The organism is Rhizobium johnstonii 3841, from assembly GCF_000009265.1.
In the GTDB taxonomy this organism is placed as follows: domain Bacteria; phylum Pseudomonadota; class Alphaproteobacteria; order Rhizobiales; family Rhizobiaceae; genus Rhizobium; species Rhizobium acaciae.
In genome coordinates this window covers 574,324-596,633 of sequence record NC_008384.1, presented here as the reverse complement: position 1 = coordinate 596,633, position 22,310 = coordinate 574,324, and the positions used below count along the sequence as shown (strand labels likewise).

Here is a 22,310-nt window from a genome sequence, read left to right as displayed (position 1 = left end):
GGCTTGCCACGGCGCGAAAGACGAATATAGTCAGGAAATAAATATTCCGTAGAGGAAACAAAAGGGAACGGACAATGGCTTTATCATGGCGTTTCTCCGTCTTGGCGGATCGGCATCGCGCTCTGGGATCGAAGCTCGAGGACTGGAGCGGCATGGGCACCGCCTGGACCTACGACAAGGACATGTCGGAAGAACATGTCGCCGTCCGCACCAAGGCCGGCATCATGGATGTCTCGGGCCTGAAGAAGGTGCACCTGGTCGGCCCGCACGCCATCGCCGTGCTCGACTCCATCACCACCCGCGACCTGACGAAGATCTACCCCGGTCGCTCGGTCTATGCGACCATGCTGAACGAGCGCGGCCACTTCACCGACGATTGCATCGTCTATCGCACCGGCCCGAATTCCTGGATGCTGGTGCACGGCTCCGGCTCCGGCCACGAGGAGCTCGTCAAGCAGGCGGCAGGCCGCAATTGCGCGGTCCTCTTCGACGACGACCTGCACGACCTGTCGCTGCAGGGCCCGCTCGCGGTCGACTATCTCGCCAAATATGTGCCCGGCATCCGCGATCTCAAATATTTCCACCACATGCAGACGACGCTGTTCGGCGCACCGGTGATGATCTCGCGCACCGGCTATACCGGCGAACGTGGCTACGAGATCTTCGTGCGCGGCCAGGACGCCGTCATGGTCTGGGACCGGATCGTCGAGGAAGGCAAGGAGATGGGCATCATCCCCTGCTGCTTCTCCGTTCTCGACATGCTGCGGGTCGAAAGCTACCTGCTCTTCTACCCTTACGACAATTCGCAGATGTATCCCTTCGCCGACCAGGCGCCCGGCGACAGCCTCTGGGAACTCGGCCTCGACTTCACCGTCAGCCCCGGCAAGACGGGCTTCCGTGGCGCCGAGGAACATGCCCGTCTCAAGGGTAAGGAACGCTTCAAGATCTTCGGCATGCTGATCGACGCCGACGGACCGGCCGATCTCGGCGACGAAGTCTTTGCCGACGGCAAAAAGGTTGGCGTCATCACCTGCCCGAGCTATTCATCGCTGACGCAGAAATCCATGGCGATTGCCCGTCTGGACGTTGACAAGGCGGTGCATGGGACGAAACTCGAAGTCCGCGGCAAGACCGTGAAGGCGGGCGCTACCGCCCACACGCTTCCTTTCGACGATCCGGAGAAGAAGAAGAGGACCGCCGTAGGTTAAGGAGCACGCCAATGCTCGTTGCAGGCATCAAGAGCCGACCAGTCTACACGGGCCTGACCATCCAGCCCAACGCCCGGCGGCACATTTTCGCGCTCGAAGGGGAGGGTGCCAGGGCTCTGCTCGACCAGCAGCCGGCGCTTGACGAAACGGCTCTTTCCCGCAGCGAGATCCTCTATGTCGCCCGCGGCTCGCAAGGATCCGGCCTGGACGATGCGCTGCGCCGCCTCGGCGCCGACATGTTCTTCACGGCGCCGACGATCGCAACGCTGCTCTTCCGATTGAAGGGTTCGCTCGCCACTGCCCATATGGGCACGCGGCTTTATCTCTCGGGCACGGAAGGCTTCATCGGCCAGGCAATGCTGGTGGCGCTCGATTACGGCATGGACCATGCCTCCGTCATAACCGAGCATCGCGGCTCGCTGGCCCGGCGTGTGCAATGCGTCCATTGCAAGGGCGTCACCGACGACGTCACTACCAGCCCCTTCACTTGTAGCCATTGCGGGCTGCCGCTTCTGGTGCGCGACCATTATTCGCGCCGGCTCGCCGCCTTCCAAGGCGTCAATATCGATGCGGAAGAACCGGGCAGCGCGCCTGATCCGGAGGAGTTGTTCCTTTGAGCGGTGGCACTGAAATTCCTGTCCGCGTGACGCGGATCACGCCGATCGCCGAGCGCGTCAAGCGCTTCCGTTTCGAGCGCCTTGACGGCAAGCCGATGCCTTATTTCTCCGGCGGCGCCCACGTCATCGTCTTGATGAACGATGGCGGCCATATGCGCCGCAACGCCTATTCGCTGATGTCGCCGCCGCATGACTGCGCAGCCTATGAAATCAGCGTGCTGCACGTCGAGGATTCGCGCGGCGGCTCCACCTTCATGCATGAGAAGCTCAGCGAAGGCGACGAGCTGAAGGTCAGCTATCCCGTCAACCTGTTTCAGCCGGACTGGCGCGGCCGCAAGCACCTTCTGATCGCCGGCGGCATCGGCATTACCCCCTTCATCGCGATGATGGAGCAATTTTCCCGCGAGGGCGCCAATTTCGAGCTGCATTACGCCATCCGCACGCGCGACCGCGGCGCCTACTGGCAGCAACTCGTCGAGCGCTATGGCGGACATCGTATCAAGATCTATTGCGATGCCGAAGGCGACGCCATCCCCCTGACACGCCTGCTCGGCAGCCAGCCGCTCGGCACGCATCTCTATGTCTGCGGCCCGTCCGGGATGATCGACGGCGTGCTGAAAACAGGCCTTGACGCCGGCTGGCCGGAACAGAATCTGCATTCGGAACGGTTCCTGTCATCTCTACCAGGCAAGCCCTTCGCGATCGAGCTCCTGCGGTCCGGCAAGACCGTGAAGGTCGGCCATCACGAAAGCATGCTGGAGGCGATCGAGGCGGCGGGCGTCGACGCGCCCTTCCTCTGTCGCGGCGGCGCCTGCGGTCAATGCGAGACCGGGGTCGTCACCTGTGACGGCAAGCTGCTGCACCATGACGTCTATCTGACGAGCGAAGAAAAAGCATCCGGCCGCAAGGTGATGATCTGCGTTTCCCGCTTCGAGGGAAACACGCTGCATCTTGATCTGTAGCGGCATCGGAAGCGGAACAAGGAGACCGGACATGGCAATCGTCTTCAAGCAGGAAACCTTCCGGAACGATTTCAGCTATCGGAACAGCCCCGAGAATATCCGGCGTTTCCCGTTTCCCTTCGACCGCGACGAATACATGTATTCCGTCAACATGGAACCGCATGTGCACGGCCGGGCGGGAACCGTCTACGAAAGCCTGATCGACGTCGACGAGCATTATGTTGCCGAGATGCACGACCGGGCGCTGGTCCTGAAGGAAGATCCGCTACGCTATCAGGCCCTGCCGCACATGATGAGCGCGCAATGGGATACGCTCGAACTTTTGATGGAAGAGCAGGCGGCAGGTTACCCAGACCATTTCACGCTGATCCGCAACGGTGACCAGTGGCGCTGGATCAATCGCCCGCTCGGCATCGACGACAGCTTCACCTTTGGCGATGCCTCGACGCTGCCCTATGAGCCCTTCGAATATATCACCCGTCAGGCCCAGGGCGATTTCTGCATCGTCGACCAGCGCGACAGCAATCTCTGGATGGATGCCGGCATGGTGACGACGCAGGCCGACTGGTCGCTCGATTTCGACATCGGCATGAACTTCATGGAGTGGCACGGGCCGGTGCCGCTCGCCCACCAGATCGGTGTCTTCGACCGGGCGCTGAAATTCCTGTTGAACCTGCAGCAGGGCAAGCCGACACGGCGCTTCAACTGGACGATGACGATCAATCCTCGGCTCGACACCAGCCCGGAGAATTATCACAAATGGGGTCCTGACCGCACCACGGTGACGCCGGAGAATGTCGGCGAGAAGGTGCATCTGCGCGTCGAATTGCAGAGCCTGTGGCGCCTGCCGCGCTCCAACGCCATCCTCTTCGTCATCCGCTGCTACCTGATGAACATGGAAGAGCTCGTCACCGTGCCGAAATGGGCGCGCCGCTTCCCGCGCGTGCTGAAGACGCTGCCGCCAGAACTTATCGACTACAAGGGCCTCACCCGCTTCCGCGAGACGACGATCGACTGGTTTTCCAAATATGACGACGGGGCGCCGACCAGCGCCGGTATCTATCCGGACTGAGGCGCAGCGATGTGTCAGGCAATGCGAGATAATCAAGAGGGGAATGCTTCATGACTAGAGTAGCCGTCATCGGTGCCGGTCCTTCCGGACTGGCGCAGCTGCGCGCCTTTCAATCGGCCGCCCAGAAGGGCGCCGAAATCCCGGAGATCGTCTGCTTCGAAAAGCAGTCGGACTGGGGTGGGCTCTGGAACTATACCTGGCGCACCGGGCTCGACGAATATGGCGAGCCGGTCCATGGCAGCATGTATCGTTACCTCTGGTCGAACGGCCCGAAGGAATGCCTTGAATTCGCCGATTATTCCTTCGAGGAGCATTTCGGCAAGCCGATCGCCTCCTATCCGCCGCGCGCCGTGCTCTGGGATTATATCAAGGGACGCGTCGAGAAGGCGAATGTCCGCCATTGGGTCCGCTTCAGCACGCCGGTGCGCATGGTCCGCTTCGACGATCAGACGAAGAAATTCACGGTGACGGCGCATAACCGCATCGAGGACCGGATGTATGACGAGGAGTTCGACTATGTCGTCGTGGCATCAGGTCACTTCTCGACGCCGAACGTTCCCTATTTCGAGGGCGTGAAGACGTTCAACGGCCGCGTGCTGCATGCCCACGACTTCCGCGACGCGCTGGAGTTCAAGGGCAAGGACATCCTGCTCGTCGGCCGCAGCTATTCGGCCGAGGACATCGGCTCGCAATGCTGGAAATACGGCGCGAAATCCGTGACGACGAGCTATCGCTCGAAGCCGATGGGCTTCAAATGGCCGGAGAATTTCGAAGAGCGGCCGCTGCTGACCAAGCTCGAAAACCGCACGGCGCATTTCCTCGACGGCTCGACCAAGGAGGTCGATGCGGTAATCCTCTGCACCGGCTACCAGCACCATTTCCCCTTCCTGCCTGACGATCTCCGGCTGAAGACCGCCAACCGCCTCTGGGCTGACAGCCTCTACAAGGGTGTGATCTTCGACAAGAACCCGCAGCTTTTCTATATCGGCATGCAGGACCAGTTCTACACCTTCAACATGTTCGACGTGCAGGCCTGGTGGGCGCGCGACGTGATGATGGGCCGCATCACCCTGCCGCCGGAAGAGGAGTTGAAGGCCAATTTCGACATGTGGCGCGCCCGCGAGGAAACGCTCGAGGATGCCGAGCAGATGATCTGGTATCAGGGCGACTATGTGAAGGAACTGCTTGCCGAAACCGATTATCCGAGCTTCGACATCGAGGGGACCAACCAGACCTTCATGGAGTGGGAACACCACAAGGCCCACAACATCATGGGCTTCCGCGACCATGCCTACCGGTCGCTGATGACCGGCAACATGTCGCCGACGCACCATACGCCCTGGGTCGAGGCGCTCGACGATTCCATGGAGGAATATCTGCGCAACTGATGAGGCGGGCCTGCATTGCCGGAGGAGGGTGTTCGGGCACTATCCTCCGGCATATTGTGAGCCGCGCCTTTGAGCGAGACGACTGCAACTCTTCTCTTCGGATGTCGCCTTCATGGATTTTCAAACGAGCATTCTCGGGCGCATGAGCGGTTTTCTCTATCGCTGCCGTGCCGATGAAAACTACACGATGCTTGAGATGACCAATGGCATCGAGCGCATCTTCGGTTATCCAGCCGACGAGATCATCGGCAATCGCACGCGGACCTTCACCTCGATCATGTACGAGGAAGACGTGCCTCTGATGGACGAGATCGTCGGACGGGCGCTGGAGAAGCGCACGGACTGGACGATGGAGTACCGCATCCGTCACGCCATGGGTCATCTCATCTGGGTCACCGAGACCGGCGGCGGCATCTGGGACGAGAAGGGCGAGCTTCTCTATCTCGAAGGCAGCATCATCAACATCGAATCACTCTACCAGCGAATCGATGACCAAACCGCCGACATGCGCGTCACCGCTTCGAAGACCAATGAGATCCTGCAATCGCTGCGTTACCTCAAGCTGCTGGCCGTCAATGCCGGCATCGAGGCCGCCCGCGCCGGCACGGCCGGATCGGGCTTTGCGGTGCTTGCCGCCGAGATGCGCGCGCTCGCCAACTCCTCGGAAGAGGCCGCACGCGCCATTTCCAACGCACAACGCAAGGCCGAAGGCTGAGCTTTACCCCAAGCAGCGGCAGATTTGCGGCTCAGGTCGAAGCGGCAATATTAACCGTGCAGCGCTTCCAGCGATAGCAACGCTTTTCCAATAACTTGCGGTCATTCTGCGCTTAAAAAATCTCAGGTGATTGTGGGTGATATTAAGGCCGCGTTAACTTTTTGTTAACCATAGCAGCGGTAGACATGGTCAACGATTTCTTCACATAGATGACCAAAGTGCTAACAGACGCTCGCTCTATCCGCATCAAGGGCCGCTCATTCCTCGCGGTCATGCTGTCCCCGGATCTTCCGATCGATGATTGGTTGATCAGGCTGGACGATCTGGCCGCGCGTTCGGCCGGCTTCTTCCTGGGACGGCCTGTCGTGCTCGATCTGACGGACCTGCAAATCGACCGGCCGCAGTTGAAGGACCTGATCGCCGAACTTGCCAAGCGCAATGTCAGCATCATGGGCATCGAGGGCGCGCGGCCTTCGATCCTCGGGTCCGGCATGCCGCCGGCACTCAAAGGCGGTCGTTCGGTTTCCGACATCGAGGTTCAGGCAAAGGAGCCTGTCGACCCGCCCGGTAAATCGGCAGTGGTAGAGACCCGCCCGGCCATGCAATCGATCGTCATCCGGGAGCCGGTGCGCTCGGGGCAATCGGTGATCTTTCCGGAAGGCGACGTCACCGTCATCGGATCGGTCGCCTCGGGTGCCGAGGTCATCGCCGGCGGGTCCGTCCATATCTATGGCGCCTTGCGTGGCCGAGCCATGGCGGGATCCATCGGAAACGCATCGGCCCGGATCTTTTGCCGCAAGCTCGAGGCCGAGCTGGTTGCAATCGACGGCATCTACAAAATGGCGGAAGACATGGCCCCCAATCTTCGCGGACAGGCTGTTCAGCTCTGGCTCGAAGACGACGCGATCATGGCAGAGAAACTGATCTGACGGCAGCGCCGGGCGTCTCTTCGAGAGCCGCAAAGGACGCTTTAACACTTTGAATTACTGGGGCCACGGCAAAGGAGAGACAATGATGGGGAAAGTGATCGTCGTCACGTCAGGCAAGGGCGGGGTTGGCAAGACAACCTCGACCGCCGCATTGGGAGCGGCGCTGGCGCAACGCAATGAAAAAGTCGTCGTCGTCGATTTCGACGTCGGCCTGCGCAATCTCGACCTCGTCATGGGCGCCGAGCGCAGGGTCGTCTACGACCTGATCAATGTCATCCAGGGCGACGCCAAGCTTACCCAGGCGCTGATCCGCGACAAGCGGCTGGAAACGCTGTTCCTGCTGCCGGCCTCGCAGACGCGCGACAAGGACAATCTGACGGCCGAGGGCGTCGAGCGCGTCATCAACGACCTGAAGCGCTATTTCGACTGGATCATCTGCGACAGCCCCGCCGGGATCGAGCGCGGCGCAACGCTTGCCATGCGCCACGCCGATGTTGCCGTGGTGGTTACCAATCCCGAGGTCTCGTCGGTGCGCGATTCCGATCGCATCATCGGCCTGCTGGATGCCAAGACCGCCAAGGCCGAACGCGGCGAGCGGATGGAAAAGCACCTGCTGCTCACCCGCTACGACGCCAACCGCGCCGAACGCGGCGACATGCTCAAGGTCGACGACGTCCTGGAGATCCTGTCCATCCCGCTGCTCGGCATCATACCCGAAAGCATGGATGTTCTGCGGGCATCCAACATCGGTGCGCCGGTCACGCTGGCAGACAGCCGCAGCGCGGCTGCGATGGCCTATTTCGACGCTGCTCGCCGGCTCGCCGGCGAAGTTGTGCCGATCGCCATCCCAGAGGAAAAGAGGAATATTTTCGGAAAGATCTTCGGACGGAGGGCGGCATGAATATTTTCCGTCTATTCAACAAGCAGAGAACCGCACCGGCCGCCCGCGAACGGCTGCAGGTCCTTCTCGCCCATGAACGTTCCTCGGCGGGGTCGGACCTGGTCACCCTGCTGCGCGAGGAAATCCTGGCGGTGATCGCAAAGCATGTACAACTCGACCACGACAAGGTGCAGGTGACGATCGATCGCAACGAGTACGTCTCGACCCTTGAGATCGACGTCGAAATCCCGCTGAATGCAGCCGTGCAGGCCGCTTGAAAGAGAGCGCTGCCTGTCCTGACGACAGGCGGCGCTGACGATCAGGACTTCCTGGCTTTGCGATTGGCGTAACGCAGGTCGCGTTCGGCCTTTCGGGCGGCTTCGTCGGCAATCACGCGGGCGATCCGGTCTCTGTCAGCTGCTTCGCGCGCGTCGGCATCGGCGCGTGCTGCGGCCTCGGCGGCAGCCTGACGTTCGGCCTCGGCGGCCTGAGCCCGCTCCAGCTCCTCGAGCTTGACCCGTTCTCGCTGAGCGCGACGTTCTTCCCTGGCCGCGGCAATGGCTTGACGCTCCGCCTGCTTTGCCAGCCTTGTGGGTTCGGCTGAATCCTTGGCGCTGCGATACGCATTGAGGAGAGCCGCCTTGGCTTCGGCAGCGGCGCTGCGGCGATCGGAAAGCTCGTTGTTTCTGGCGTTTTTCAAATCTGTTTCCTGACTGTTTGACTTCGACCCGAGAGCATGATGTCGAAAAGCGTGCGCGGTTTTCGGACCACATCATGCTCTACTCTTTAATTAGAACAGATTGAGTGTCTAGGCCGATCCGGCCTAAAATCATCCTGTTCCAGGGCGCCGCGCGCCATCAGACGCGCGAAGGGCGCTGTATTACGTTGAACTGCCGCATGCTTTATCCTGAAATCGAATCCGATTTAAGGAATTATGCAGTAGGGTCAGATTTTCTTTTTTCGCTTCGCGCCGGGAGCAGTAACCCCTGTCAAGCGATCCTGCAATTCCTTGGCCTCACGCGCTTCGCGTAATCGCAAGGTTTTTTCCTCGCGGGCACGTACGGTCGAATCGATCTCTTCGACCGCGCGGCTTCGCGCCAGGAATTGCGATTGCGCGTTTCCGAAGGCAATCTCCGCCTGCTTGCGTGATTTGCTGTGTGACTCTGTCATATTAATCCTGGATTTGTGAGCCCGCTTGGCGAAAGCAGCAAAAAGGCCAGGCAACTTGCCTGACCTTGATAGTATCATACTTTCGACAGTGCCGGTACATCCGCGGTCAAAGGAAAGCAGATTTCAGTTTAAGCAGCTTGGAGATTGCAAGCGGACATTTTGCCCGACTTGTTATCGCGCTCAAGCTCGTAGCCGATCTTCTGGCCTTCGACGATTTCGCGCATGCCGGCGCGCTCGACGGCAGAGATGTGGACGAAGGCGTCAGCGCCGCCGTCATCAGGCTGAATGAAGCCGAAGCCCTTGGTGGAATTGAACCATTTAACTGTGCCAGTGGTCATAACAAACCCTTTCATAGCAATTGAACGACCGCACGTGCGGAAGCACGACGGATGATGATCTCGATTTTGAAGAGGGAAGTTCGTCCAGGGCACGTTGCCAGCGTGCGATAACAAAAGTCAAACAAGCAATATCGACCACCGAGATATAATCATCAAAGCCGGATATGTCAACTTTTAGTTTTTTTGACTCCCCAATTCGCCATTAGATTGCATCTCGCTGGTCGTGCGCGTCGGCGGCAATATCAACTGCCGATCGCCGTCTCCCGACCTCGAAAGCAGGCACTACGAGCGCGGCCGCGTCTTCTGCGGGTCGTAGTGCGAAAGCGGCACGATCGTCGCCGGCAGGCGCTTCTGGTGGCCGTCGAGCTTACCGATCTCGACCTCGGTGCCGGGGCTTGCATGCATCACGTCGATGCGGGCGAGCGCGATCGTCTTGCCGAGGATCGGCGAGCGGGTGGCGCTGGTGATAACGCCCACCTGGCCCCGGCCGATATGGATGCAATCGCCATGGCCGACGGCCTCGTTGGCCTTGATGTCGAGGCCGACGAGCAGATGGCGCGGATGCTCCTTGCGCCGGATCAGCGCCTCGCGGCCGATGAATTCGTCCTGCTTGGATTTCAGCGGCACGGTGAAGCCGATGCCGGCCTCGAACGGGTCGGTCTGGTCGGTGAATTCGTGATGGGCAAAGATCAGGCCCGCCTCGATGCGAACCATATCGAGCGCCTCCAGCCCCATCGGCTTCAACCCGTGCGGCTGGCCCGCCTCCCAGACGGCGTCGAACACCGTCAGCGCATCCTTCGGATGACAGAAGATCTCGTAACCGAGCTCACCCGTATAACCCGTGCGCGAGACGACGATTGGGGCACCCTCGAAGCCGCCGATACGGCCGACGGTGAAGCGAAACCATTCGAGCTCGCCGATATCAGGCTGACGCGGCGCCGTCCAGATGATTTCCTTGAGGATATCGCGGCTTTTCGGCCCCTGCAGGGCGATGTTGTGCATCTGATCGGTCGAAGAGCGGACCCAGGCCTTGAAGCCCTTTTTCTCGGCCTGCTGACGCAACCATATGCCGCTGAAATCATCGCCGCCGATCCAGCGGAAGTTCTTGTCGCCGAGCCGGAACAGCGTGCCGTCGTCGATCATGCCGCCGTTTTCGTAGCACATGGCGGAATAGACGACCTGGCCGGTCGACAGTTTGCGCACGTCGCGCGTCAGGCAATATTGCAGCAGCTCTTCGGCATCCGGCCCCGTCACCTCGAATTTCCGCAAGGGCGAGAGGTCGATGACGGCGGCGCGCTCGCGGCAGGCCCAGTATTCCTGGACTGGCCCTTCGCTGGAAAAGCGGTTCGGCAGCCAGTAGCCGCGATATTCGGTGTAGTCCCGCGTCAAGGCGGAGAGGCGGGGATGGAAGGCGGTTTCGCGCGTCAGTTCGGCGTCTGCATCTGGGGTCATGCGATAGGCCACCGCTCGTGAGAATTTCTCTTTTCCGGAAAAGGTGCGGACATGGATATCCGTCGGATCCCAGCCGTTCGCAGCGTCGATATCGTCAGGGCAGGACGAGGAGACACAGACGAGATCGGTCAGCGCCCGCATCAGCACGTAATCGCCCGGACGCGACCAGGGCTCGTCGAGATAGAGCTGGTTGTTGTGGTCGATATTGGTGTTGTAGAAATAGTTCAGCGCTTCCCAGCCTTTGCGGCCGGCAATGCCGTAGGGCGCCAGCGCAGCGTTGAAATTGTCCGTGCAGTTGACGTGGCCGGGATAACCCATGTCGTCGTAATAGCGCGAATTGCAGGCGGTCGCGAAAGCGTCGTGACGCCCGACCGTATCCTGGACGATTTCGACCAGCGGCTCGAAGTCGCGGTCGAAGGCCTTGGAGGGGAGACCCGGCATCGGATAGCTGCGGCCGAGCAGCGTGCGGGTGACGGTGGAATCAAGCGCGAGGTCCAGACCCTTGTCGATCTTTCGGGCAGCAAAAGCCTGGAAATCGGTGCACTGGCGTCCATAGACGTCGATGATCTGGATGAATTCGCCGGCACGCACGAAATAGGCCGCGGCGGTCGCCGCGCGGATGCGGATATCCTCGACCGGATCGGCCGCCGGTTCCGGCAAGGCGGCGGCATAGTCGCGGATCAGCAGGCTGCGCTGGATCCTGATCTCGATCGGCGTCGCCGTATCCTGCGCCTCCGGCGACATGGCGCTGGCGGGTGCTGCGACGATCAGCAGGCCCTTCATGGAAATCGTGAAATCCGCCCGGCTGCCAGGCGTCGATCCCGCCCCGAAGATGCAGAGCGCGCCGGCCGTTGCCAGATCGGCGCCGCGACGCTGAAGCGCTGCACGCGTGCGGGCAGCGCTCTCATCCTCCGCTTGAAGAATAGCCTTCAAACCATCGGCTGAATTGCTGAATGCCGTCCCGAGACCGGCCGCGAGGAAACGCCCTTTCTCGTCGAGAAAGGAGATTTCGCAGAGCTGACCGCCCTCGCTGTCGATGACGCTGACACGATCTCCCGGCTCGACGCGCATGACGACCGATCCGCCGCCCTTTGCCCTGTAGCGCTCGGTTCCCTCCGGCAGGGTGGGAATGCCGGGATAATGCACGAGGCTCGGAGCGGCCGGCCGTAGGCCTGTCATAGCAGGATGAAGTTCTCGCATACTGCCCTCATGGGAGGATCGGGCGTCCTCGGACACCCACCCATGCAGGTTACAAAATGCCCCGGGAAAGTAAAGTGATGTTGACTAAAAAGAAAATATCTTCACTATGCATAAAGAGTTGAGACTCGGGAATCCGTCGGGAACACGGATCGCCAAAATCATCCGGGCGGGCTTGAGACTGTCAGGGAGACACGTTCAGGGAGACGTACAAAGATACGTCCGGAACAAATAGAATGGGGAATTTCACCGATGACAGACGTTGTGGAGGCCGGGATTGCATCCGGCACCGAAGGTAAGCTTGTACGCGCGCTCGACTGGAAGGGCGCATTCTGGGTGGCTGCGGGCGTGCCGCCGCTCGTTCTTTTCTCCATTGGCGGCATCGCAGGCACGACGGGTAAGCTCGCCTTCGTCGTCTGGATCATCTCGATGGTGATGGGTTTCCTGCAATCCTTCACCTATGCCGAAATCGCCGGCATGTTCGCCAACAAATCCGGCGGCGCCTCGGTCTATGGCGCCACCGCCTGGCTGCGTTACTCGAAATTCATCGCGCCGCTGTCCGTCTGGTGCAACTGGTTTGCCTGGTCGCCGGTGCTGTCGCTCGGCTGCGCCATCGCCGCCGGTTACATCCTCAACGCATTCTACCCGATTCCGGCAGCGGATTCGCAGATGGTCCTCGATTGGATCTCAGCGCATGCCGCTTCCATCACGGCCGACAGCCCCCGCGTCGCCGAATATATCGCCGCCCATGCCGGCACGACGCCGGATGACGCCGTCAAGGCGTTGCTCAGCACCGACGGTATCGCCGCCCTGACGCCCGCGATCCGCAGCTGGTCGCTCTTCAGCTTCAACATTCCCTTCCTTGCCACCGCCAATATCAATGCCACCTTCTTCATCGGCGGCATCCTGATGCTGATCATCTTCGCCATCCAGCATCGCGGCATTTCGGAAACGGCAAGCGTGCAGAAGTGGCTGGCCATCATCGTGCTGGTGCCGCTGCTGATCATCGGCCTCTATCCGATCGTCAGCGGCCAGATCCTTGCCACCAACGTCACCGGTCTCGTGCCGCCGACAGCCGCCTATGCCGCTGCCGACGGCACCTGGAGCAACGGCGGCTGGACACTCTTCCTCGGTGGCCTCTACATCGCCGCCTGGTCGACCTACGGCTTCGAGACGGCCGTCTGCTACACCCGCGAACTCAAGAACCCGAAGACCGACACCTTCAAGGCGATCTTCTATTCCGGCCTTGCCTGCTGCCTGTTCTTCTTCCTCGTGCCCTTCGCCTTCCAGGGCGTTCTCGGCCATGCAGGCATGCTGGCCCCCGGGATCGTCGATGGCACCGGTGTTGCCGAAGCTCTCGGCGGCCTGATCGGCGCCGGCCGCGTCGTCACCCAATTGCTCGTCGTGTTGATGATCATGGCGCTCTTCCTCGCCATCATGACGGCGATGGCCGGCTCCTCGCGCACGCTCTACCAGGGCTCGAAAGACGGCTGGCTGCCGAAATATCTCGACCACGTCAACGAACACGGCGCGCCGACGCGGGCGATGTGGACCGATTTCGCCTTCAATCTCTTCCTGCTGGCGATCGCCTCGGATGTCGGCGGCTATTTCTTCGTGCTCGCCGTCTCGAATGTCGGCTACATCATCTTCAACTTCCTGAACCTCAATTCCGGCTGGATCCACCGGATGGATTCGGGCCATATCGAACGCCCCTGGAAGGCGCCGACCTGGCTGATCGGCCTCAACACCGTGCTGGCCTTTGTCAACGCGCTCTTCCTCGGTGCGGGTGCCAAGGTCTGGGGTTATTCCAATGCGCTCTGGGTCGGCTTCATCTTCGCCGCCCTGATCCTGCCGGTCTTCGCCTATCGCCACTATGTGCGCGACGGCGGCAAATTCCCGGCCGGCGCGATGGAAGATCTTGGCCTCGTCGGCCAGGATCTCGGCGTCAAGAAAGCCGGCATCCTGCCCTATCTCGCACTCGCCGGCGGCCTGGCGATCGTCCTGATCGCCAACGTGATCTTCCAGCTTCCGGCCTAAAATCGCCTCCCAAGCAGAAAGGCCGAAAAGCCGCCGTGGAAACACGGCGGCTTTTTACATGGAGGCGGGCGTCGAGCTATAGTCACGCCACCATCAACGGAGATCTGTCCTCTTCGCGAGAAGCGGACAGGGTTTGTTCGGAGACAGAAGGAAGGCTCAGCGGCCGCCCTCGATCTTGCGATGGCGCTGGTTGATGCCGCCCTTGCCGTAGGGATAGTCGAAAGGCTGGGGCGCACTCACTTCGTTCAACCGCGCCATGTCGTCGTCGGAGAGCTTGAGTTTCATGGCGCCGAGATTGTCAGCGAGCTGTTCCGGCGTGCGGGCGCCGAGGATGACGGAGGTGATCGCCGGCTGCGCCGCCGTCCAGCCGAGCGCCACCTGCGCCATGCTGACGCCATGCGCCTTGGCGATCTCCTCGACGACAGCGATGATCGCCCAGGTTCTCTCCATCGCATTGCGCGGCGCATAGGATTCACCGCCGCGATTGGGGTTTTCGCCGAGGCGAGTGGCGCCGGTCGGCATCTCGTCGCGCTTGTACTTGCCGGTCAGCCAGCCGCCGCCGAGTGGCGACCACGGCAACAGACCCATGCCGGCATCCTGGCAGGCCGCGACAATCTCGAGCTCGATGTCGCGCACCAGCAGGTTATATTGCGGCTGCAGCGTCACCGGACGGGTATAACCCCGCGCCTTGGCGATCTCCGAGGCCTTGGCGATATGCCAGCCGACATAATTGGAGAAGCCGTAATAACCGATCTTGCCGGAGGAAACCGCATCGTCAAGGAAACGCAGCGTCTCCTCGATCGGCGTCAGCGCGTCCCAGGCGTGCATCTGGTAGAGGTCGATCTGCTCGAGGCCGAGGCGGCGGAGCGAATCGTCGAGCGCCTGGCTAAGATGCCGGCGCGACAGGCCGATATCGTTTGGGCCGTTGCCCATCGGAAAGCGCCCTTTGGTGGCGACGATCGCCTGGCGGGCCTCGGTCGGGCGCGCCTTCAGCCAGCGTCCGATGATCTCTTCCGACTTGCCGGCGCTGTAGACATCGGCGGTATCGATGAAATTGCCGCCCCAGGCGAAATAATCGTCGAGCAGCTTGTGCGAGGCGGCCTCATCGGCCTCCGCGCCGAAGGTCATGGTGCCGAGGCAATAGGCGGTGACGACGGTCCCGCTGGGACCGAGCTTGCGATAATCCATTTCTTCCTCCTCATGCGGATACCCGCAGCCGACGTGCAAACGTCGGGGTAGAAGCCGGGGCTCCTGCAATCAATGACAATGACAATATTGTGCTTGAGGCGGCCGCTTGCCGCCGGATGACGTATAGCGCCCTGGGCTGGGAGCACAGAGGCGAGGGGGAGCATAACCAATCCCGCCCGCTCCACCAAGTGAGAAAAAAATATTCCTGCCTGCCGCCGCAGCTGACGAAGGCACGGATTTTACGACAACGAGCCGGCGATCCGATCGGCTGCGGCGACGCCGGTCTCATAGGCGCCATGCGCCGTCGAATAACGCGACTTCGAACAGGCTTCGCCGGCAAAGAAGATCCGTTCGTCATGCGGCGCGGCGAGACGGCCGCGTTGGTCGGAGGCACCGGGTTCGGCGTAGGAATAGGAGCCGCCGATATGGGGCGCTGCCGCCCAGGCCGACATTGTCGCGACCGACAGCTCCTTGCGGATGTCCGCGCCGAAGTGTGCCGCCAGTTCGTCTCCGGCGAAGGAGAAGGCAGCCTCTCTGCCTTGCCCCTCCAGATCATGCGCGAGGTCGCCGGCAAAGTAGGCTTCGACGACGGGCGCGCCGAACGGCCGGAGCTGATAGGTGCCGGTCGCACCGCGACGGGTAGAGCCGAGCATATGCGTGTCCGCCGGCAGCGCCTCCCGATTTGCGAGCCTCAAGAAGAGCTTGTCGGCGAGCCCGAGCGGTAATTGGGCCGCTGCCTCGATCTTGTCAGGCAAAGGCGGGTCGAAGGCGATCTTGCCGGCCGCAAGCACATTCGTCGAAACCGTCACCAGCACCGTGCGGGCACTGAGCACACCCTGGTTCGTCTCGATGCCGATACGGCCGGCATGATGATGGTCGATGCGCGTGACCTCGGCGCCGAGCCTTGCCCGAACCGGCTTGCCGTAGAGCGAGACCAGCGTTCCATAGCCCTCACGCACCCGCCAGTCAGGGCCAGGGCCAGGATCGTATCTGTTGTAATCGACGACCGACGACCGCTCCAGTTCGGCGCCGGTGATATAGGTGCCGACCGCCCGGATCTGGCCGTTCCAGGGATTGCCGGGCTCGAGCATATCGGCCATGGCTGCATCATTCCCCGTGTGGCTCTCGAGGCGCTCGAAATAGGCGCCGATCGCCTGCCTTGCGGCACGCGCCGCCGCGTCATCCCGCTGAAGCCGCCGTCCGCCATCGTTCCAGGGCGCCGGCGTGTGGTCGACCGTCACTCCGACCTCGCCGGCGATCGCAGTCCAGGCATTGGTCCGCGCGCCATGCAGCCAGCCGCAGCCGAGATCGAGCCCGATATCAGCGGCCTCAAGTAGTGCGACCGTCCAGGCGCGACCGCCGAGACGATCGCCGGCTTCAAGCAGGAGGATGGAGAGATCCGGGCGGATTGCCTGCAGGCGGCGGGCGGCGGCAATGCCGGCGGCACCGGCGCCGATGATGACGACGTCCTCGTCGGTACCTTTGCTGTTGTCACCAGGCATACATTCTCCTTCGGTCGCGCGACGGTTAAGTGGAAAGGGTCGCTCTCATGCCAGCCCGCTTTGCTATTGCAGCTGTTCCAGCAGCCGCCGGAGTGCTGTCCGCAGATCTTCCATCTGCTGCTGGCTGGTCAGGGCGGCCCAGCTTTCATCGACGCGCCGGCCCGCCGCCATCGCTATCGGCCTGACCCCCTGGCCTTTTTCCGTCAGAAACACCAGTCGGCCGCGCCGGTCATTCGGATCGGGCCGGCGCTCGACATAACCCAGGCGCTCGAGTTCTTCCACGGCCTGCGTCATGGTCTGCTTGCGAACACGGGCGAGCTTGGTCAGCTCGCTGACCTGGATGCCCTCCGGCCGCGCGAAAGTGAAGACATTGGCATGCGGCGGGCGGATATCGCCGTAGCCGGCCTCATCGAGTGCCGCTTCGACGGCCTGCGTCCAATGCTGATGGACCAGACGCAACAACAGGCCAAGGGAAGACGACGGCATGAAACCCCGCGCAGCGATATAGACAGTTACCTGTCTATATGATAAATGGACAGTCGCCTGCCTATATAACACAAAAGCGCGGAGCTCCATATGCCGACCATCGATACCCTCGCCTCGTTCATCTCCTACGAGGAGCTGGGGGAGGGCGACCCGATCGTCTTCCTTCACGGCAATCCCACCTCATCGCATCTCTGGCGGAACATCATGCCCGGCATCGGGCCCGGCCGCTGCCTGGCGCCCGATCTCATCGGCATGGGGCGCTCCGGCAAACCCGATATCGGCTATCGCTATGGCGATCACATCGCCTATCTCGACGCCTGGTTCGATGCGCTTGACCTCGACGGCGTCGTGCTCGTCGGCCACGACTGGGGCGGCGCGCTGGCATTCGATTGGGCCTCCCGCCAACCCGGGCGGGTACGCGGCATCGTCGTCATGGAAACCATCCTCAGGCCGATGAGCTGGGAGGATCTGCCCGGCGGCGGAAAGGCGCGTTATGAACTGTTGCGGGGTGCGGGAACCGGCGAGGCCAAGGTCCTCGACGAAAATTTCTTCATCGAACAGGCCTTGCGCGCGACCACGCTGAAAGGGCTCAGCGATTTCGACTGGGATGTTTACCGCGCACCCTATCCGGACCGCGACAGCCGCCGCCCATTGCTGGAATGGCCGCGCGCCATGCCGATCAACGGCGAGCCAGCCGATGTGGTCGCCAGGATCGAGGCCTATGACCGGTGGCTTTCCGCCAGTCCTGAGGTTCCCAAGCTGCTGCTGACCTTCGAAGGGCCCTCTGAGACGCTGTTGATCGGCAGCGAGATGATTTCGTGGTGCCGCGACAACATCGCAGGCCTGGAGATCAAGGGTTGTGGACCGGCGCGCCACATTGCCCCCGAGGACCAGCCCGAGGCGATTGCCGCGGAAATCAAAAGCTGGATCGACAGGAGGGGGCTCAGAGCAACGCACCGGAAGGTCGCGTCTCAGGCATAAAAATCTGCGTCTGCGTTACCGTGACTGCGACATGACAGACTGTTGCAATGTTGAGCCGGTTCATAGGTGGGATCAATCAGCCACTGTGAGGGCCAATGGGCGTTTCGATCGACCACCGAGTAGCGCTGCGCGTCACTCCGTTGCGAGGCGGCAATCTTTTACTCGACGCGCGACAGAGCACCGCAGACTTGCTTGATGGTGATATGGTTTCACCTGTGGACCGGCGAGTCCCCGATAGGAATGTGAGATGCGCATATTACTGATCGAGGATGAACCTCAAATGGCCGTGGCGCTCCGGGGCGCCCTGACCAGGCACGACATGGTGATGGACCACGTTTCGACCCTATGCGACGCCGAACTGGTGATCGGCGACGGCGCTTACGACGCCGTCCTCCTGGATCGGCAACTGCCCGACGGCGATGGCCTCGAACTCATTCCGAAGATCCGCAAGAAGGGGCTGACGCTGCCAATCATCGTCATCACCGCCAAGGGAGAGGTTCCAGACAGGATCACCGGCCTTGAGACCGGCGCCGACGATTACCTTGCCAAGCCCTTCGTCTTCGACGAACTTCTGGCGCGGCTGCGTGCCGTCATGCGCCGCTCCGAAACCTTGCGCCCGGCGCTGATCTCGATCGGCCGGCTTTCGTTCGATCCGACCTATTGCGACATCATCGTCTCCGGCCTGCGTCTTGAAATGCCGCGCCGGGAGGCGTTGGTGCTCGAATGCCTCATGCGCCGTGCCGGCCGCATGGTGCCGCGACCGGCCTTGATGGAAGCGGTCTTCGGCTTCGACGACGAGATCCAGTCGAACGCGCTCGATTCCCATATATCGCGGCTGCGGCGCAAGCTGGCAGCATCGCAGGCAGGCGTGGTCATCAACGTTATACGGGGCGTGGGCTATCTCCTGCGTGAAGCATCATGAGCAAACGATGCTCCTATTCGCTGCGCAAGCGCCTGTTCTGGCGCCTTCTTGCCGTGCAATCGGTCGTGCTCATCCTGGTGATGATCGTGCTGATTTCGGTTGGCAAGATATCCGAATTCAGATCGACGGAGGGCACGATCGAGATCCTGCGCCAGGCCGTCTTCCGCCAGCCCACCGGAGAATTGAGCCTGAGGGAGACCGAGGATCTGCGACAGCTGCGCAAGGACGCGCCCGATCTCTGGTACGCTGTTCGCGACATGCAGGGACATGTTTTGACCGAAGGCCGGATCCCGGAAGAATATGCCACAATCGGCAACACACTCGATCATGTCGGCCAAGCCAAGTTCGGCTTGAATCTCGGCGACCACGATCGTCCGGCTGCGCTGATGAAGTGGGTAGCGACGGATTGGGGACAGGTGCAGTTTCTGACGGGCACCGACGGCCCCAACTCCTCCACCTTCATCCTGCTCAAGCTTTCGCTGGTCCTTGCGAAAATTGTCATTCCCATCGTCGCGGTGATGGCGTTGGGTGCACTGATCGCGACGCCGCTCGTCGTGCGAAGGTCGCTGGTCGGGATCGATCAGGCCGCGCTCCAGGCCGATACGATCGATATCGACCAGCGCGGCGGCCGGCTGTCTGAAACCGATACTCCGGAAGAGATCGCGCCGCTGGTGCACGCCGTCAATCGCGCGCTCGGCCGTCTCGACGAGGGTTATGAACGGCAGGAACGGTTTCTGACCGACGCCGCCCATGAGCTGCGCACGCCGATCGCCATTCTGAATACGAGAATTGGATCCCTGCCGCACAGTTCGATCAAGACCGACCTCTTGGAAGATGCCGCAAGGCTTGCCGTTCTCACCGAGCAGATGCTCGATCTTCAGCGACTGAAACAGGGCAAGGTCCAGTTCACCAAGGTCGATCTCGGCCAGTTGGCGAGGAAGGTCATCATCGAGATGGCGCCGCTGGCCTTTGCCGCCGGTTATACGGTGCAGTTCGATGTCGATGGCGCCGGCGAGATCGAGGGCGATCCTCTGGCGCTGCAGCGCGCCCTGATGAACATCCTGCAGAACGCGATCAACCACGGCGGCAGGAAAGGTATCATCTCGCTGACCGCCGGCTGCCACTGGATCGAGGTCAACGACGAGGGACCGGGTATCCCCACCGATATGCGGGATCGCATATTCGAGCCGTTCTTCAAGCGCCATCACGACGGACGCGGCGCCGGCCTCGGCCTCAATCTCGTTCGCGACATCCTGCGCATGCACGGCGGCGAGGTGACGATCGACAACCGCAGTCCCGGCGCGGTCTGCCGGCTGAGCTTCCCACCGGACAAAACCGCAGGCGTTCACACGCCGCCACGCCTGGCGACTGCATAATTCAAAGGGCTACAGCGTCCTTTGCGCCTCTCGAAAAGACGTGCGGCGTTGTCATGCGATGGATTAAATCGCGTCTCCGTGACATATAGATTCGATGAGCGTGCACAGAGATTCGCAACTCGACATGTTTGCCAAGGCATCGCCCGCGACGGCCAAGGCACGCGGTCCATCGCACCGGCGGCCATCGCAGCCGGTCGTCCACTCCGATGAAGACATGGCGCGGGCGCTCGAAGAGAGCGGCAACTATCGCATCTTGAGAAAACTGGCCGCCCGGCCGATTGCGTCAGTCAGACAACCGGGGTTTTCGCGGCTCGGCGTCATCCTCGATACGGAGACCACCGGTCTCAACCACCGCAACGACGAGATCATCGAAATCGGCGCCGTCGCCTTTACCTTCGACGATGACGGCGCGATCGGCGATATCGTCGGCATTTACGGCGGCCTGCAACAACCGTCCCGGCCGATCCCGCCCGAGATCACCCGGCTGACGGGTATCACCGATGCGATGGTCGAAGGGCAGCTCATCGATATCCAATCGCTGAGAACTCTGATCGAGCCAGCGGATCTGATCATTGCCCACAATGCCGGTTTCGACCGGCCGTTCTGCGAGGCCTTCTCGAAGATTTTCACCGGCAAGGCCTGGGCATGCTCGGTTTCGGAGATCGATTGGAGCGCCCGCGGCTTCGAGGGCACGAAGCTCGGTTATCTCGTCGGCCAAGCCGGTTATTTTCACGAAGGCCATCGCGCCGTGGACGACTGCCACGCACTGCTGGAAATCCTCGATCGAGAGCAGCGCGACGGTGAAAGCCCGTTCACCGAGCTTTACCGCGCCAGCCAGCGTTCACGCATCCGTATCTTTGCCGAACACAGCCCGTTCGAGATGAAGGATCAACTGAAGGCAAGGGGTTATCGCTGGTCGGACGGAAGCGACGGCCGCCTGAAGTCCTGGTGGATCGAAGTCGGTGAAGAGGATCTCGGCGACGAGCTTTCCTATCTGCGCTCGGATATTTACCGCTGGGCCGAGGCGGAGCCGCCGATCGTGCGGCTGACGGCCTTCGATCGTTTCAAACTCTGACCGCGAAGCGGTTCGGATCCTGATGCTGCAAGATATGGCGACACATGCAAACGCCGCATAGGTGCACTGATGCATTGGCGCTGCAATAATCAGCGGTCTCGTATTATATACAACTCATCGAAGCGAACGAAGCGCCAAGGACTGGCAGCTAAGCTTCGAAAGCCCACGAAAGGGGATCATCATGAACGTAGCACGCTCTTTCAATAACTGGCGCAAGTATCGTCAGACGGTCGCTGAACTGGGTCGTATGTCCGCACGCGAACTGGACGACCTCGGCATCGGCCGCAGCGAAATCCGCAACGTCGCCCGCGCAGCCATCGCCCGCTAACGGCAGCTTAGACCAAGCATCTTCAAAGAATATGCCAGCGCCTGCTTCCTCCCGAGCGGGCGCTTTGCTTTTGTGCTTCCGGCAGATGGAACAGGCTGATCCAGCCTCCCGCTTTTCGCATAACGCATAGCTGCCCTGCAAAGAAGTGCCTATCAACTGAGCAAAAAATAAGTATGATTATTTCTATCGAAGCGATGCACCTCCTCCCGCATCCCTTTGATATACAGGCGCCCCATCCTCCTCCCAGGGTCGTCTGTGGAATGACAGCACTCCTCCTCCCAGCTGTCGTTCGGTTTTTTACGAAAGCCTGCCGCACCTCCTCCCGCGGCAGGCTTTTTCGTTTTGGCCATAGCACCGATGGATCGCGCCAAGAACGGCCGCTTGCGATCCATTGCTTGGATGATGCGTCATCATCTCCGGAAATTCTCCTGTCTATTCCCAGATTTTCTTTCGCGCTCTTGCGGGCCTTGCGTCTCCTCAAGCGAGC

General features: G+C 61.3%; 22 protein-coding genes. 15 read left to right on the top strand and 7 right to left on the bottom strand.

Annotated elements, in window-relative coordinates; genetic code table 11:
* Positions 1–74 precede the first annotated feature (74 nt).
* The 9 genes from RL_RS32545 to minE all read left to right on the top strand — a co-directional run bounded on the left by RL_RS32545 (position 75) and on the right by minE (position 8,049).
* A complete protein-coding gene (locus tag RL_RS32545) occupies positions 75–1,208 on the top strand; it encodes an aminomethyltransferase family protein (RefSeq protein ID WP_011655280.1) in 1,134 nt (377 codons plus the stop codon).
* Between the two features lie 11 nt (positions 1,209–1,219).
* Positions 1,220–1,825, top strand: coding sequence for a dimethylamine monooxygenase subunit DmmA family protein (locus RL_RS32540; protein WP_011655279.1), 606 nt, complete (start codon positions 1,220–1,222; stop codon positions 1,823–1,825).
* Positions 1,822–2,787, top strand: coding sequence for a PDR/VanB family oxidoreductase (locus RL_RS32535; protein WP_011655278.1), 966 nt, complete (start codon positions 1,822–1,824; stop codon positions 2,785–2,787). The genes RL_RS32540 and RL_RS32535 overlap by 4 nt, the downstream gene beginning before the upstream one ends.
* Before the next feature lie 31 nt (positions 2,788–2,818).
* Positions 2,819–3,859 carry a heme-dependent oxidative N-demethylase family protein gene (locus RL_RS32530; RefSeq protein ID WP_011655277.1) on the top strand — a complete coding sequence of 347 codons (1,041 nt, stop codon included), beginning with the start codon at positions 2,819–2,821 and terminating at the stop codon, positions 3,857–3,859.
* Between the two features lie 50 nt (positions 3,860–3,909).
* Positions 3,910–5,247 carry an NAD(P)-binding domain-containing protein gene (locus RL_RS32525; RefSeq protein WP_011655276.1) on the top strand — a complete coding sequence of 446 codons (1,338 nt, stop codon included), beginning with the start codon at positions 3,910–3,912 and terminating at the stop codon, positions 5,245–5,247.
* A gap of 112 nt (positions 5,248–5,359) precedes the next feature.
* Complete coding sequence (locus RL_RS32520; protein WP_011655275.1) at positions 5,360–5,962, top strand: methyl-accepting chemotaxis protein; 603 nt, start codon at positions 5,360–5,362, stop codon at positions 5,960–5,962.
* Positions 5,963–6,171: 209 nt separating this feature from the next.
* A complete protein-coding gene (minC, locus tag RL_RS32515; protein ID WP_011655274.1) occupies positions 6,172–6,891 on the top strand; it encodes a septum site-determining protein MinC in 720 nt (239 codons plus the stop codon).
* A gap of 85 nt (positions 6,892–6,976) precedes the next feature.
* Positions 6,977–7,792, top strand: coding sequence for a septum site-determining protein MinD (gene minD, locus RL_RS32510; protein ID WP_025397600.1), 816 nt, complete (start codon positions 6,977–6,979; stop codon positions 7,790–7,792).
* On the top strand, positions 7,789–8,049 hold the full coding sequence (gene minE / locus RL_RS32505; protein ID WP_003548116.1) for a cell division topological specificity factor MinE: 261 nt from the start codon (positions 7,789–7,791) through the stop codon (positions 8,047–8,049). The genes minD and minE overlap by 4 nt, the downstream gene beginning before the upstream one ends.
* A 41-nt stretch (positions 8,050–8,090) precedes the next feature.
* Here minE and RL_RS32500 read toward each other — a convergent pair whose 3' ends face one another.
* From RL_RS32500 to RL_RS32485, 4 genes are all read right to left on the bottom strand, one after another.
* Positions 8,091–8,471, bottom strand: a complete 381-nt coding sequence (locus RL_RS32500) for a DUF6481 family protein (protein WP_003548114.1) — start codon at positions 8,469–8,471, stop codon at positions 8,091–8,093.
* Positions 8,472–8,716: 245 nt separating this feature from the next.
* Entirely contained in the window at positions 8,717–8,941 is a 225-nt protein-coding gene (locus RL_RS32495; RefSeq protein WP_003548112.1) for a hypothetical protein, read from the bottom strand.
* A 128-nt stretch (positions 8,942–9,069) separates the two neighbouring features.
* Positions 9,070–9,279, bottom strand: a complete 210-nt coding sequence (locus tag RL_RS32490) for a cold-shock protein (RefSeq protein ID WP_003548109.1) — start codon at positions 9,277–9,279, stop codon at positions 9,070–9,072.
* Between the two features lie 282 nt (positions 9,280–9,561).
* The gene (locus RL_RS32485) at positions 9,562–11,931 is read right to left on the bottom strand and encodes a DUF1989 domain-containing protein (protein ID WP_011655272.1); all 2,370 of its coding nucleotides are present in this window, start codon (positions 11,929–11,931) and stop codon (positions 9,562–9,564) included.
* Between the two features lie 249 nt (positions 11,932–12,180).
* Between RL_RS32485 and RL_RS32480 the strand changes: the two genes are divergently transcribed.
* Positions 12,181–13,965 carry an APC family permease gene (locus RL_RS32480; protein ID WP_011655271.1) on the top strand — a complete coding sequence of 595 codons (1,785 nt, stop codon included), beginning with the start codon at positions 12,181–12,183 and terminating at the stop codon, positions 13,963–13,965.
* A gap of 156 nt (positions 13,966–14,121) precedes the next feature.
* On the opposite strand, the gene RL_RS32475 is transcribed toward RL_RS32480, so the two are convergent.
* From RL_RS32475 to RL_RS32465, 3 genes are all read right to left on the bottom strand, one after another.
* Positions 14,122–15,153: an aldo/keto reductase gene (locus tag RL_RS32475; RefSeq protein WP_011655270.1), complete on the bottom strand. Its 1,032-nt coding sequence runs from the start codon at positions 15,151–15,153 to the stop codon at positions 14,122–14,124.
* A 239-nt stretch (positions 15,154–15,392) separates the two neighbouring features.
* Positions 15,393–16,655, bottom strand: coding sequence for a flavin monoamine oxidase family protein (locus tag RL_RS32470; protein ID WP_011655269.1), 1,263 nt, complete (start codon positions 16,653–16,655; stop codon positions 15,393–15,395).
* Positions 16,656–16,718: 63 nt separating this feature from the next.
* Positions 16,719–17,231: a MarR family winged helix-turn-helix transcriptional regulator gene (locus RL_RS32465; protein ID WP_028741871.1), complete on the bottom strand. Its 513-nt coding sequence runs from the start codon at positions 17,229–17,231 to the stop codon at positions 16,719–16,721.
* On the opposite strand from RL_RS32465, the gene RL_RS32460 reads away from it, so the two are divergent.
* From RL_RS32460 to RL_RS37130, 5 genes are all read left to right on the top strand, one after another.
* Positions 17,232–18,122 (top strand): haloalkane dehalogenase, encoded by an 891-nt coding sequence (locus RL_RS32460; RefSeq protein WP_011655267.1) that lies wholly within the window; start codon positions 17,232–17,234, stop codon positions 18,120–18,122.
* A gap of 247 nt (positions 18,123–18,369) precedes the next feature.
* On the top strand, positions 18,370–19,044 hold the full coding sequence (locus RL_RS32455; RefSeq protein WP_011655266.1) for a response regulator transcription factor: 675 nt from the start codon (positions 18,370–18,372) through the stop codon (positions 19,042–19,044).
* Positions 19,041–20,420 (top strand): ATP-binding protein, encoded by a 1,380-nt coding sequence (locus tag RL_RS32450; protein WP_011655265.1) that lies wholly within the window; start codon positions 19,041–19,043, stop codon positions 20,418–20,420. The genes RL_RS32455 and RL_RS32450 overlap by 4 nt, the downstream gene beginning before the upstream one ends.
* Before the next feature lie 94 nt (positions 20,421–20,514).
* Positions 20,515–21,495: a 3'-5' exonuclease gene (locus tag RL_RS32445; protein ID WP_011655264.1), complete on the top strand. Its 981-nt coding sequence runs from the start codon at positions 20,515–20,517 to the stop codon at positions 21,493–21,495.
* A 181-nt stretch (positions 21,496–21,676) separates the two neighbouring features.
* Positions 21,677–21,823 (top strand): DUF1127 domain-containing protein, encoded by a 147-nt coding sequence (locus RL_RS37130; RefSeq protein WP_003548073.1) that lies wholly within the window; start codon positions 21,677–21,679, stop codon positions 21,821–21,823.
* The last annotated feature ends 487 nt before the right edge of the window (positions 21,824–22,310 follow it).